Origin of the sequence: Hamadaea tsunoensis DSM 44101 (genome assembly GCF_000428945.1) — a bacterium.
Lineage (GTDB): Bacteria > Actinomycetota > Actinomycetes > Mycobacteriales > Micromonosporaceae > Hamadaea > Hamadaea tsunoensis.
The window spans coordinates 190,922-204,241 of sequence record NZ_AUAX01000009.1 but is presented as its reverse complement, the minus strand read 5'-3'; the positions used below and the strand labels follow the sequence as shown (position 1 = coordinate 204,241).

General features: G+C 70.7%; 11 protein-coding genes. 7 read left to right on the top strand and 4 right to left on the bottom strand.

All coding sequences use genetic code 11. The features are described from left to right. Window positions 1-30: 30 nt before the first annotated feature. On the bottom strand, window positions 31-831 hold the full coding sequence (locus G401_RS0118780; RefSeq protein ID WP_084557360.1) for a fumarylacetoacetate hydrolase family protein: 801 nt from the start codon (window positions 829-831) through the stop codon (window positions 31-33). Between the two features lie 58 nt (window positions 832-889). Between G401_RS0118780 and G401_RS46700 the strand changes: the two genes are divergently transcribed. Continuing rightward, window positions 890-1,759: a hypothetical protein gene (locus tag G401_RS46700; protein WP_051366827.1), complete on the top strand. Its 870-nt coding sequence runs from the start codon at window positions 890-892 to the stop codon at window positions 1,757-1,759. Here G401_RS46700 and G401_RS46695 read toward each other — a convergent pair. The 3 genes from G401_RS46695 to glnA form a co-directional block, all read right to left on the bottom strand. Continuing rightward, window positions 1,749-2,723, bottom strand: a complete 975-nt coding sequence (locus G401_RS46695; protein WP_051366826.1) for an HAAS signaling domain-containing protein — start codon at window positions 2,721-2,723, stop codon at window positions 1,749-1,751. The genes G401_RS46700 and G401_RS46695 overlap by 11 nt on opposite strands. Next, complete coding sequence (locus G401_RS0118765; RefSeq protein WP_027343722.1) at window positions 2,723-3,043, bottom strand: PadR family transcriptional regulator; 321 nt, start codon at window positions 3,041-3,043, stop codon at window positions 2,723-2,725. The genes G401_RS46695 and G401_RS0118765 overlap by 1 nt, the downstream gene beginning before the upstream one ends. Window positions 3,044-3,203: 160 nt before the next feature. Further along, complete coding sequence (glnA, locus tag G401_RS0118760; protein ID WP_027343721.1) at window positions 3,204-4,556, bottom strand: type I glutamate--ammonia ligase; 1,353 nt, start codon at window positions 4,554-4,556, stop codon at window positions 3,204-3,206. A 119-nt stretch (window positions 4,557-4,675) separates the two neighbouring features. Here glnA and G401_RS0118755 point away from each other — a divergent pair, with 119 nt between their 5' ends. From G401_RS0118755 to G401_RS0118730, 6 genes are all read left to right on the top strand, one after another. Beyond that, on the top strand, window positions 4,676-5,413 hold the full coding sequence (locus G401_RS0118755; protein ID WP_027343720.1) for a hypothetical protein: 738 nt from the start codon (window positions 4,676-4,678) through the stop codon (window positions 5,411-5,413). 45 nt (window positions 5,414-5,458) lie between these two features. Further along, window positions 5,459-6,211 carry a hypothetical protein gene (locus G401_RS0118750; protein ID WP_027343719.1) on the top strand — a complete coding sequence of 251 codons (753 nt, stop codon included), beginning with the start codon at window positions 5,459-5,461 and terminating at the stop codon, window positions 6,209-6,211. A 141-nt stretch (window positions 6,212-6,352) separates the two neighbouring features. After that, window positions 6,353-8,122, top strand: a complete 1,770-nt coding sequence (locus G401_RS0118745) for an NAD+ synthase (RefSeq protein WP_027343718.1) — start codon at window positions 6,353-6,355, stop codon at window positions 8,120-8,122. A 63-nt stretch (window positions 8,123-8,185) separates the two neighbouring features. Beyond that, on the top strand, window positions 8,186-9,580 hold the full coding sequence (locus G401_RS0118740) for an alpha,alpha-trehalose-phosphate synthase (UDP-forming) (protein WP_027343717.1): 1,395 nt from the start codon (window positions 8,186-8,188) through the stop codon (window positions 9,578-9,580). After that, window positions 9,577-12,108, top strand: a complete 2,532-nt coding sequence (gene otsB, locus G401_RS0118735) for a trehalose-phosphatase (RefSeq protein WP_027343716.1) — start codon at window positions 9,577-9,579, stop codon at window positions 12,106-12,108. The genes G401_RS0118740 and otsB overlap by 4 nt, the downstream gene beginning before the upstream one ends. A gap of 50 nt (window positions 12,109-12,158) precedes the next feature. After that, window positions 12,159-13,316: a YncE family protein gene (locus tag G401_RS0118730; protein WP_027343715.1), complete on the top strand. Its 1,158-nt coding sequence runs from the start codon at window positions 12,159-12,161 to the stop codon at window positions 13,314-13,316. Window positions 13,317-13,320 lie beyond the last annotated feature (4 nt).

The following is a 13,320-nucleotide window of genomic DNA, read 5'->3' as shown; positions in this document are numbered from 1 at the left end:
CCACCGGCACGGGATCGGAGCCGGCGCGGATCAGAGCTTCAGGACCGGGTTGGTGAGCGTACCGAGGCCTTCGACGGTCACGGAGACGAAGTCGCCCTCCGTGAGCGGGCCGACGCCGGCCGGCGTACCGGTGAGGATCACGTCGCCCGGCAGGAGCGTCATGACGTGCGACACGTACGACACCACCGTCGCGACGTCGAAGATGAACTGACTCGTGCGGCCGAGCTGGCGTACATCCTGGTCCTGGGGGGCGGGACCCACCTCGCAGCGGACCTCGAGGTCGGACACGTCGGCGCCGGTGGTGATCCACGGGCCGAGCGGGCAGAACGAGTCGAAGCCCTTGGCCCGGGTGAACTGGACGTCGGCCTTCTGCAGGTCGCGGGCGGTGACGTCGTTCGCGCAGGTGTAGCCGAAGACGGTCTTGAGGGCGTCGGCGCGGTCGACGCGGCGCGCACCCGTGGCGCCGATCACGACGGCGAGCTCGGCCTCGTGCTCGACCTGGTGCGACTGCGGGGGCAGCCGGATCGGGTCCATCGGGCCGATGACCGACGTGGTCGGCTTGAGGAAGAGCAGCGGCTCCTTGGGCACCTCGTGGCCGAGCTCCGCGGCGTGCGCGGCGTAGTTGCGCCCCACGCACACGACCTTGCTGGGCAGGATCGGTGAGAGCAGGCGCACATCGGCCAGCGCCCAGCGCTCGCCGGTGTAGTCCAGCTCCCCGAAGGGATGCCCCTTGATCGCGGCCACCGTCAGCGCCTCCGGGCCCGCGCCCGCCTCGCCCTCCACGACGCCGAACGACATCCCGCCCGAATGTACGAAACGCGCGATCCGCACGCCCACTCCCCTCACGCACCGTTATGCCGCCCCCAATCTATCCCCGTACGCTGGTGCGGTGAGCGAGACCGTCCTGAGCACCGGCGAGTGGCGCGCCCGGCGGGCTGCCCACGAGAGCCGCGTCGACTCCTGGGTCGGCGGTCATCTCACCCGGCGGCAGGGCGGCGTGAAGCATCCGGTCGAGGACTTCCTCTTCACGTACTACTCGTACCGCCCCGGTCAGCTGCGCCGGTGGCATCCCGGCCACGGAGTCGTGCTGGCGGGCGGCGAACCGGACAAGGATTACGTACGCGTCCCGGACGGCGTCACGCTCGACCCGGCCCTGAGCGCCCGGCGGGCCGGCACCGTGACGTGGATCCGCGATCTGCTGGCCGCCACGGCGTCCCGCCCGGCGCAGTTCGGCTGTTTCGGGCTGCACGAGTGGGCGATGGTCTACCGCCAGACCCAGGAGCAGGTACGCCACAACGCCTGGCCGCTCCGGCTGTCCGCGTCGGCGACCGCCGCGGTCGTCGAGGAGCGCGGCGTGCGGTGCTCGCACTTCGACGCGTACCGGTTCTTCACCGAGCCCGCCCGGCCGTTGAACGTGCTCGCCCCGACCCGGGACCGGCAGGCGGACCTCGAACAGCCGGGCTGCCTGCACGCCAACATGGACCTCTACAAATGGGCGTACAAGCTGTCGCCGCTGGTGCCCAGCGAGCTCGTGGCCGACTGCTTCGAGCTGTCGCGCCGCGTCCGCGAACTCGACATGCGGGCCAGCCCCTACGATCTCGCCGATCTCGGCTACGCCCCGGTACGCATCGAGACCGCCGACGGCCGGGCGGCGTACGCGGCCGAACAGCGCGCGTACGCGGAGGAGGCGGCCCCGTTGCGGCACCGCCTCCTGTCCTATTGCGACGCTCTCCTCAGCGAGACGGCCGTCAGCGCGTAGCGCTCGGTCCGGGGCTGGGACTCGCGCTCGGGCCGGCACTCGGACCCGCACCGGCCGACGGGCTGACCGACGGGCCGGGAGCCGGAGAGCCAGCCGGCGAGCCGGTCGCCGAGAGGTCCGGTGTGGGGAAACCGTTCTGGCCCCGCAGCCGGGCGCAGTACTGGGCCAGCGCCGGATACCGCCAGCTCCAGTCGTCCTGGGACAGCAGGCCGGCCGCAATGCCGCCGTCGTCGCAGGTGTAGACGCGTACCGCCGCCCAGTCGCCGGTGTCCAGGTCGAGCACGCGTACGCCGGTGACGAGGTGGCCCTGCGCGTCGACCAGGACCACGTTGGAGGTCGACGACTGCTCCGCGTACGCGGGGGCGGGCCGGCTGCCCGACAGGTTCCCGTCGGCGTTGAGCAGGTAGACGAATCCGAAGAGCGCCGTGACGGCGGTGGCTATCCCGCCGAACACCCGCAGTCCCCGGCGCCGGTTCACGGCTGTCGTCCGGCCCAACCAGAGGGATCCGAGGACGCAGCCGGCGGTCAGCACGAGTCCCCCGAGCAGGCTGCTGCCCAGCCGGGGAATGAGCGCCTGCGGTCCGCCGCCGCCGAGCGGCGCGGCGAGCAGGAAGGCCGCGAAGTATCCGCGCAGGATCCACCAGGCCGGCCGTAGCAGCACGGCGAAATCGGTGAACCGTTCGTGCCCGAAGAGCGGACCGAGCCGCCGGTCGACCGGTCGCCACCGGGCCAGCAGCGGCTCGACGGTGAACCGGTGCCCCCGTGGCACCGGTGCCAGGGTGGCCCGCAGCTCGGCCGCGTACGCCGTCGGCGTACCGAGCCGGTCGACGAGGGAGCCGCCCTCCGAGGCCACTTCGGCGAGGTGGGCCGGCAGGTCTTCGAGCAGTTCCTCCCGCTGGGCCACCGGCAGGTCGGACAGCGCGGCGGTCACGGCCGCGGTGTATCGGGCGATGTCCTCGTTCATCAGCTCTCCTGCAACAGACTGTCCATGGTGGAGGCGAATCCCCGCCAGATCTCGCGGCCCTGCTTGAGCTGGCTGCGACCGGCCGGGTTGAGGGCGTAGTACTTGCGGTGCGGCCCCTCCTCGGAGGGGACGACGTACGTCGTGAGATAGCCGGCGGCGAAGAGCCGCCGCAGGGTGCCGTAGACCGAGGCGTCGCCGATCTCCTCCAGCCCCGCCGCGCGCAGGCGCCGCAGGATGTCGTAGCCGTAGCCGTCCTCCTCGCGGAGGACGGCGAGCACGGCCAGGTCGAGGACACCCTTCAGCAGTTGGGTGGTATCCACGCATCGCACACTACTGTGCAAACCGAAATACCGTCAACACACCACCCCGTACGCGAAGATCCCGTTTGGATCAGGGAGATCACCCGAATCTTGGCCCAAGATTACGTGCGAAAACCTGATCCAAACGGGATCTTGAAACCTGGTGCGGAAGCGGAAAGTTTCAGAGGACGCCGAGGTAGCGGCGGCGCTCGTAGGGCGTGACCTCGCGCCGGTACTCCTCCCACTCCGCCCGCTTGTTGCGCAGGAAGAAGTCGAAGACGTGCTCGCCGAGCACCTCCGCCACCAGCTCCGAGCCCGCCATCACGTCGATCGCCTCGCTGAGGTTCTCCGGCAGCGTCTCGTACCCCATCGCCTTGCGCTCCGCGTTGGACAGCGCCCACACGTCGTCCTCGGCCCCCGGCGGCAGCTCGTAGCCCGCCTCGATGCCGCGCATGCCCGCGCCCAGCAGCACCGCGTACGCGAGATAGGGGTTGGCCGCCGAGTCGAGCGAGCGGACCTCGACGCGGGCGGAGTTCGGCTTGCCGTAGGCCGGCACCCGCACGAGGGCGGACCGGTTGCGGTGCCCCCAGCAGACGTACGCGGGCGCCTCGGTGATCCGGTCCGGCAACTGCTGCGGGAACAGCCGCTTGTACGAGTTGACCCACTGGTTGGTGACCGCGGTGAACTCGCGGGCGTGGGTGAGGATGCCGGCGATGAAGGAGCGGGCCACATCGGACAGCTTGTAGGGGTCGGCCGGGTCGTGGAAGGCGTTGCGCTCGCCCTCGAACAGCGACAGGTGGGTGTGCATGCCGCTGCCGGGCTGCTCGGTGAACGGCTTGGGCATGAACGTCGCCTGTACGCCGTGCGACAGCGCCACCTCCCGCATCACATGCCGGAAGGTCATGATGTTGTCGGCCGTGGTGAGCGCGTCGGCGTAGCGCAGGTCGATCTCCTGCTGCCCGGGCGCGACCTCGTGGTGGGAGAACTCGACCGAGATGCCGATCCGCTCCAGCGCGAGGACGGCCTGGCGGCGGAAGTCGCGCGCGACGGCGTGCGTCGTGTGGTCGAAGTAGCCGCCGGCGTCGACCGGGATCGGCGCGGAGCCGTCGTTCGGCCGGTCCTCCAGCAGGAAGAACTCGATCTCGGGGTGGGTGTAGAAGGTGAAGCCCTTCTCGGCCGCGCGCGACAGCGACCGGCGCAGGACGTGGCGCGGGTCGGCCCAGCTCGCGTTGCCGTCGGGCAGCAGGATGTCGCAGAACATCCGGGCGCTCTCGCCGCTGGCGCCGCCCTCGAACGGGAACACCTGGAAGGTCGTCGGGTCCGGCATCGCGACCATGTCGGACTCGTAGACCCGGGCGAAGCCCTCGATCGCCGAGCCGTCGAAGCCGATCCCCTCGTCGAAGGCCGCCTCCAGCTCGGCCGGGGCGACGCTCACCGACTTCAGGGTGCCGAGGACGTCCGTGAACCACAACCGGACAAAACGGATGTCGCGCTCCTCCAGCGTACGGAGCACGAACTCCTGCTGACGATCCACTGTCTCAAGACCCCTCTGGTGCTGCCGTCCGTATCGCGCCGAGTCAACACCGATGACGTTACGCGTGTGTTACATCGGCCGCTCGCACCCCATGAACACCATCGCACGTTGATCGTGATGTGTCCGCCCGCCTCCTGCCGCCGGCCCGCCGCAACGCGGCCCTCACCGGCGCCGCCGCCGGGGTCGTCGGGGTCGCCGCCCTGAGCGTCCTCGCCGCTGTCGGCCTGCGCCCGCACGCACCGCCGCCCGTGGTCGGCGCACCGTCTGCGGGGCCGACCCGGCTGCGTACGGCACAGCTGGAAGGGTCGGTCCTGGCGGCCTCGTCCCGGCCCGCCGCAAGCCCTCCGCCGGTACGCCGAAAGCCGGTCACGTCGCCGTGCGAGCGGCTCATCGCGGCCCCCGACGAGGTGCTGAGCTGGCTGCATCCGGGGGCCAGCCCGTCGCCGGGACCCGGGCGCGCGACGCAGATCCTGCTCGGGGGCGGTGCCGAGGAGGCCGTCACCAAGCTGCGCCAGACCGCCGAAGCGTGCCGCTCCTTCACCGCCCGACGGCCCGACGGTTCGCGCGTACGCGTCCGGCTGACCGCGGTCGACGCCGGGGACCTGCTGCTGGGCGAGGCGTACACGGTGCGGATGACGATCGACGGGGACGATGCGGGATTCCTGGCGGTCGGCCGGGTCGGCGACGTGGTCTCGGTGCTGCGGGCCGGCGGCCCCGAGACCGGCCACAGCCTCCCTGATCTGCAACGTGACCTGCACGATCTGCTGGACGGAACATTGCGTGACGTCCTCGGAACGGGTGCCGGAAATCTGGCCGACACGGGGCACCCCACGGAGAGCCGATCACCCCTACGATGACGGCACTCACGCCGAACGAGCGTGCCTGAGCAAGGTGTGTGGGCCATGACGATGCTGCCGACCTGGAACCGGCGAATCCCGCTGAACGCGGCCGGTACGCGTCCCGCCGCGACCCATCTCGCCACCGGCGTACTGCTGCTGGCGACCGGGGTCTTCCTGACGGTCTACGGCGTACTGCTGGCGGTGCTTCCGTCGGTCACCGACATCGCGGCCGCGCATCCGGTCGCCGGGTCGCTCGTCGCCGCGGCCGGTCTGGTGACGGCCCTCGTCGGCGTCTTCATCCTCGACGAGCAGCGCCGCCGGGCCGCCGCCCGGGCCCTGAGCGCCCGCCGGGCCGCCCGCCGCCCCGAGATCCGCGTACGCCGGTTCGACGGTTTCCGGCCCGAGTCGCACGAGCGGATGGCGTCGCTCGTCGGCGCCCGGATGGACGCCGACGATCTGCACTACGTCATGTACTGCGCCGGGCATCGGAAGGTCTTCGCGGTCGACCTGCTGGAGGACGGCCGGGTGGGCGCGAGCGACGTCGCCGGCCGCCGGACGGCGTACGACGACAGCGGAGCCCGGATCGAGCGGGCCCTCGACGGTTTCGTCGGCACCTTCGCGTCGCCGCACTCCGGCCAGCTGGAGCGGCTCGTCCTGGACGGCGAGGACGCGACCCTGTTCTTCCAGGTCGTCGACCGGCAGGCGGGCCGCTACCTGGTCGCCGCGACCGTGGTCCGCGACCGCGTGCGCACGACCGACGCGAAGCTGGCCCTGCTCGCCGACGACCTGCGTGAGGAACTCGGCGTCCAGCGCTGAACGCACGATACGCGAGGGTTGCCGTATTCCTTCGCTAATGTGGGTCTATGGTGGTAAATCCACCTGACAGGCCAATCTGAGTGACTTTGGGCACCTGCCGACTCCGGCCCCCAGCGGCCGGATCGGCGGCAGAATGTAGCCATGCCGGCACTGCGCGTCGCCCTCGCTCAGGTGAACCCGACCGTCGGCGACATCTCGGGCAACGTCCATCTGGTCCGGGAGTGGTCGGCGCGGGCCGCCGAAGCCCGGGCTCACCTGGTCGCGTTCCCCGAGATGATGCTGACCGGGTATCCCGTCGAGGACCTGACCTTCCGCGACTCCTTCGTGCGCGCCTCGCGATCGGCCCTGGCCCAGCTCGCGGCGCAGCTGGCCGACGACGGGCACGGCGAGCTCGGGGTGGTGGTCGGCTATCTCGACGCCGACGGACCGGCCCGGCTGGGCGCCGACACGGTCGCCCGGCACGGCCCCCGGGATTCGCTGGCCCTGCTGCACCGGGGCGGGGTCGCGGTCACCTACGACAAGTACCACCTGCCCAACTACGGGGTCTTCGACGAGAGCCGCTACTTCGTCGCCGGCGACACGCTGACCGTCGTGCGGGCCGCGTACGCCGACGGGAGCGCGGTCGACGTCGCCTTCACGATCTGCGAGGACATCTGGCAGCCGGGCGGGCCCTTCGCCGCCGCCGGGGAGGCCGGGGTGGCCCTGGTCGTCAACATCAACGCCTCCCCCTACGAGCGCAGCAAGGCCGACGTACGCCTGCCGCTCGTCACCCGCCGCGCCGAGGAGGCGGGGGCCGCGGTCGCGTACGTGAACATGGTCGGCGGCCAGGACGAACTCGTCTTCGACGGCGACTCGATGATCGTGGCGGCCGACGGGACCCTGCTCGCCCGGGCCGGGCAGTTCGCCGAGCAGCTGCTCGTGCACGACGTCGACCTGCCCGCGGCCGACCCCGACCGGCGTACGCCGGCCGCCGCCCTGGGCCTGGCCCTGCGCCGGGTCCACCTGTCGACCGGCTGGAGCGCGCCCGGCGTACGCGTGGACGGCGGCGTGGCCGAGCACCTCTCCGACACGGCCGAGGTGTGGTCCGCCCTCGTGCTCGGCCTGCGCGACTACGCCGAGAAGAACCGCTTCCGCTCCGTCGTGCTGGGGCTGTCGGGCGGGATCGACTCCGCCGTCGTGGCCGCGATCGCGGTGGACGCCCTCGGTCCCGAGCACGTCGTCGGGGTGGGGATGCCCAGCGCGTACTCCTCGGATCATTCTCAGGACGATGCCGCTGAGCTGGCTAAACGTACGGGCCTGGACTACCGGGTGGTGCCGGTGGGGCCGATGGTCGACGCGTTCGCGAGCAACCTGAACCTCGCCGGCGTCGCCCTGGAGAACCTGCAGGCGCGGTGCCGCGGGGTGGTCCTCATGGCCCTGTCCAATCAGGAGGGGCATCTGGTCCTGACGACCGGCAACAAGAGCGAGCTGGCGGTGGGCTACTCGACGCTCTACGGCGACAGCGTCGGCGGCTTCAACCCGCTCAAGGACGTGCCCAAGACGCTGGTCTGGCAGCTGGCCCGATGGCGCAACGCGGCCGCGGCCGCGGCGGGCCGGCTACCACCCGTCCCGGAGAACTCGATCGCCAAGCCACCGAGCGCGGAGCTGCGCCCGGGCCAGCTGGATTCCGACACACTGCCGGACTACCAGGTTTTGGACGCGATTCTCGCCGGGTATGTCGAACGTGACCTTGGCCGGGACGAGCTCGTCGCGGCCGGACACGACCCGGCGACCGTCGACCGGGTGCTGGGCCTGACCGACGCCGCCGAGTATAAGCGGCGCCAGTCCGCCCCCGGCACCAAGATCAGCTATAAGGCGTTCGGACGCGATCGCCGCCTGCCGATCACGAGTCGCCGGAGAGAGGGCAGCTGACCTGCGAGTCCATAGGGCGGACAGGAATAAATAGGACAAGATCGCCACGATAGGATCCTTGGTATGACGGGACAAAGCTCGTTCGTGGTGGTCGCTAATCGACTACCGGTCGACGAGATGCCCAGCGACGAGTCGGGTGAGCGCCGTTGGCGTCGCAGCCCGGGCGGCCTGGTCACCGCGCTGCATCCGGTGCTGGTCCAGCGGGACGGCACCTGGATCGGCTGGGCGGGCTCGGCCGGCCCGGCACCGGCGCCATTCATGGTGGACGGCATCAACCTGCATCCGGTGCCGCTCGACGCCGACGAGATCGCCCGCTACTACGAGGGGCAGTCCAACTCGACCATCTGGCCGCTGTACCACGACGCCGTGGAACCGCCGATCTTCCGCCGCCGCTGGGCGTCCTCGTACCGCGAGGTCAACGCGCGGTTCTCGGAGGCCGCGGCGGAGGTGGCCGCGCCCGGCGCGACCGTGTGGGTCCAGGACTACCAGCTGCAGCTGGTCCCGGACATGCTCCGGCGGTTGCGGCCCGACCTGCGCATCGGCTTCTTCCTGCACATCCCGTTCCCGCCGATCGAGCTGTTCATGCAACTCCCGCAGCGCGCGGAGATCATGCGCGGCCTGCTCGGCGCCGACCTCGTGGGCTTCCAGCAGCGGCTGGCCGCCCAGAACTTCGTCCGGCTGGCCCACCACGTGCTGGGCTGCCAGACCTCCGGCAGCGTCATCGAGCACGAGGGGCGACGCGTCAAGGCGGCCGCGTTCCCCATCTCGATCGACATCGAGGAGATCGACCGCCTCGTCGACAACCCGCTCATCCTCACGCGGTCCGAGCAGATCCGCGCCGAGCTGGGCGATCCGAAGACCATCATCCTGGGCGTCGACCGCCTGGACTACACCAAGGGCATCGAGCACCGGCTCAAGGCGTTCCGCGAGCTGCTGGAGGAGAACCGGGTCGGCGTACCCGACACGGTGATGGTCCAGGTGGCCACGCCCAGCCGGGAACGCGTCGAGCACTATCAGGCCCTCCGCGTCAAGGTGGAGCGGGAAGTGGGTCGGATTAACGGCGATTTCGGCCGCGTCGGCGTACCCGCGGTGCATTATCTGCACCAGTCGTACAGTCGCAGCGAGTTGGTGGCGCTGTATCGTGCGGCTGACGTCATGATGGTCACTCCCCTGCGGGACGGCATGAACCTCGTCGCCAAGGAATACGTCGCCGCCCGCGGTGACGCCGGCGGTTCGCTCGTGTTGAGCGAGTTCGCGGGCGCGGCCTCCGAGCTGCGCCAGGCGTTCCTCTGTAATCCCCATGATCTCGACGCAGTCAAGGACGCGCTGGTGCGGGCCGTCCACGTCGATTCGGACGAAGCTCGCAAGCGGATGTCCATCATGCAACGACACCTGCGCCGCAATGACGTGTCCCATTGGGCGCGATCGTTCCTCACCGAGCTAGGCAGCCTGACATGAATTCTGCTCAAACCATCGTGGACGGATTCGACCCCGATCTGCGAGCGGCGGTGACCCGGATCGCCCGGGTGCCGCTGCTTCTCGTCGCCTGCGACTACGACGGCACGCTCGCGCCGATCGTGGAGGACCCGACGGCGGCGAAACCCCTGCCCGAGGCCGTGGCCGCGATCCGGTCACTGGCCGCCCTCCCGCAGACGACAGTTGCCGTCGTCTCCGGCCGGGCGCTCCGCGATCTGGCGGCGCTCTCCCGATTGCCCAGCGAGGTGCATCTCGTGGGCTCGCACGGATCGGAGTTCGACGTCGGCTTCGTGCAACGGCTCGCCCCCGAGCTCGTCGCACTGCGTACGCGATTGCAGTCGGAGCTGACGGCCATCGCCCAGAAGCATCCGGGCATCCGGCTGGAGGCGAAGCCCGCGTCGATCGCCGTGCACACCCGGGGCCTCGACCCCGCGGTCAGTGCCGCCGCGCTGGACGAGGTCCGCAATGGACCCGCCGCCTGGCCCGACGTGCACGTGACGTCCGGCAAGGAGGTCATCGAACTGTCGGTGATCTCGACACACAAGGGCACCGCGATCGACGCGCTGCGTACGCAGCTGTCGGCGAGCGCCGTCATCTTCCTCGGGGACGACGTCACCGACGAGAACGCCTTCGCGCACCTGCACGGGCCGGATCTCGGCGTGAAGATCGGCCCCGGCGAGACCAAGGCGCACTTCCGGGTGGCCGATCCGATGCAGGCGGCCCGCGTACTCGGGCTTCTGCTGGAAACCCGGCGGCACTGGCTGTTCGGCGAGCGGGCGGTGCCGATCGAGCGGCACTCGATGATCGCCGACGGCAACACGGTGGCCCTGGTGACCCCGGATGCCCGGGTTTCCTGGCTGTGCCACCCGCGGCCGGACTCCTCGGCCATCTTCGCCGATCTCGTCGGCGGTACGCCGGCCGGACATTTCTCGATCGCGCCGCAGAAGGGCGGCCTGCCGCTCGGGCAGCGCTACCGGCCGGGCACGATGACGGTCGAGACCCGCTGGTCGGGCCTGACCGTGACGGACTGGCTGGCGGACGGCTCGCTGCTGCGTCGGCTGACCGGAAACGTTCCCGTGGTGATCGAATTCGCGCCGCGGCCCGGTTTCGGGCAGGTGGCCGTGAGCCTGCAGCCCGTCGGCGACGGCGGCCTGCTGGTCCTCGGCTCGAACGAGCCGTCGGCCCTGCACTCGCCCGGGATCGACTGGGAGATCGACGACGACCGGGGCGCCGCGCGGGCCCTGGTCGACCTGGCGGCGATGGGCGGCGACGTCCTGCTGGACCTCCGCCTGATCTCCACCAAGGTGTCCGAGATGCATCCGCTGGGCGTGAACGACCGGCTGGAGTCGGCCGAGCGGCCGTGGCGGGAGTGGGCGGCGACGCTGAAACTGCCGACCAAGCACCGCGACCTGACGATGCGCAGCGCCCTGACCCTGCGCGGGCTGTGCCACAAGCCCACCGGCGGCATCCTCGCCGCGGCGACGACGTCGCTGCCCGAGGAGCTGGGCGGCGTACGCAACTGGGACTACCGCTACTGCTGGCTGCGGGACGCCTCGATGACCGCCCGCGCGCTCGTGGACCTCGGCTCGCTGGAGGAAGCCGAGGCCCTGCTGCGCTGGGTGGACGGTTGCGTGGAGCGGACCGGCGGGCACCCCGAGCGCCTGCACCCGCTGTACGGGATCGACGGCCTGCCGCTGGGGCCGGAGGCGGTCATCGACACGCTGCCGGGCTACGCCGGTTCCCGCCCGGTACGCGTCGGCAACGCGGCCGACGCGCAGCTGCAGCTCGACGTGTTCGGCCCGATCGCCGACCTGCTCGCGGCCGTGGTCGAGAAGCGCGGCAAGGTACGCGACGAGGAGTGGCGGGTCCTGGAGGCGATGGTGCAGGCGGTCGAGCGCCGCTGGCACGAGCCCGACCACGGCCTGTGGGAGGCGCGTATCGCCCCCCGGCACCACGTCTACTCGAAGGTCATGTGCTGGATGACGGTCGACCGTGCCCTGGCGGTCGCCGCGCACTTCGGCGAGCAGGACACGAGCGAGTGGGTCGCGCTCCGCGACAAGATCGCCGAGAACGTCCTCACGCAGGGGTGGATGGAGGAGGCCGGGGCCTACACCGTGGCGTACGGGCACCCGGAGATGGACGCCTCGTCGCTGTGGATCGGGCTGTCCGGGCTGCTGGCGGACGACGACCCCCGGTTCCTGTCCACGGTCCTGGCCATCGAGGCCGACCTGCGCAGCGGCCCCGTCGTCTACCGCTACCGGTGGGACGACAACCTGCCGGGCCGGGAGGGCGGCTTCCACATCTGCACCGCCTGGCTCATCGAGGCGTACCTGCGGACGGGACGGCGTACCGACGCCGAGGAGCTGTTCGAGTTGATGGTGGACACGGCCGGGCCGACGGGGCTGCTCCCCGAGCAGTACGACCCGGACTCCGAGCGCGGTCTCGGCAACCATCCGCAGGCGTACAGCCACCTGGGACTGATCCGGTGCGCGATGTTGCTTGATGCTTAATCTGCCGGTTCGGGATACATATCCCTTTTGAGTAACTAGTGTGGTGAGGCGTGCGCCGCCTCACCACACTTTTCGCTCTCGCCGCCGCTCTGCCGCTCGCCGCGTTGCCGGCGGCCTGCTCGAAGCCCGCGGACCGCGCGCCGAACACGGCCGTCGCGGTCTCCGTCGCGCCGAGCCCCAGTCCGAGTCCCAGCGGACCATTCAATGTGTACGCCGCGGCCGAAGCCGGCCGGATCCGGCCGGACGTCGCCCAGGACAAGGCGCTCATCTACGTGCCGGACACGCTGAGCGACGACGTCTACGTCATCGACCCGGCGACCTACAAGATCGTCGACCACTTCGCGGGCGGGGGCGAGCCGCAGCACATCGTGCCGTCCTACGACATGCGGACGCTCTACGTGACGGCGAGCCGCGTACCGGGCGGGTCGGTCCGGCCGATCGATCCGCGTACCGGGAAGCCAGGGAAGATCATCCCGGTCGAGGACGTCTACAACCTCTACTTCACCCCCGGCGGCAAGTACGCGTGGGTCGTCGCCGAGGCGTACCAGCGGCTGGACTTCTACGACCCGACGACGTGGAAGCGGGTGAAGTCCGTGCACTTCCCGGCCTGCGCGGGCATCAACCACATGGACTTCTCGGCGGACGAGAAGATCGCGCTGGTCAGCTGCGAGTTCGCGAACCGGATGATGGTGATCGACGTGGCCACCGGCAACCTGATCCGGGAGATCCCGCTGGACGTGGTGGCCGACGGCATGCCGCAGGACACCCGGCTGCTGCCGGACGGCTCGGCCTTCTTCACCGCCGACATGCACGCCAACGGCGTCTACGTCTTCGACAACCAGGCACACAAGCGGACCGGCTTCATCCCGACGGGAGCCGGGGCGCACGGCATCTACTTCAGCCGGGACGGCAAGCGGGTGTTCGTGTCCAATCGCGACGAAGGCACCATCTCCGTCATCGACGTCGCCACCCGCAAACCCGTCACCAAGTGGGTGATCCCCGGCGGCGGCTCGCCGGACATGGGCGGGGTCTCCGCCGACGGCAAGACGCTGTGGCTGGCCGGCCGCTACAACGGCGAGGTGTACGCCTTCGACACGACCACCGGTCATCTGAAGGCCCGCATCCCGGTCGGCGACGGCCCGCACGGGCTGCTCGTCTGGCCGCAGCCGGGCCGGTACTCGCTGGGGCACACGAGCAACATCCGGTGATCCC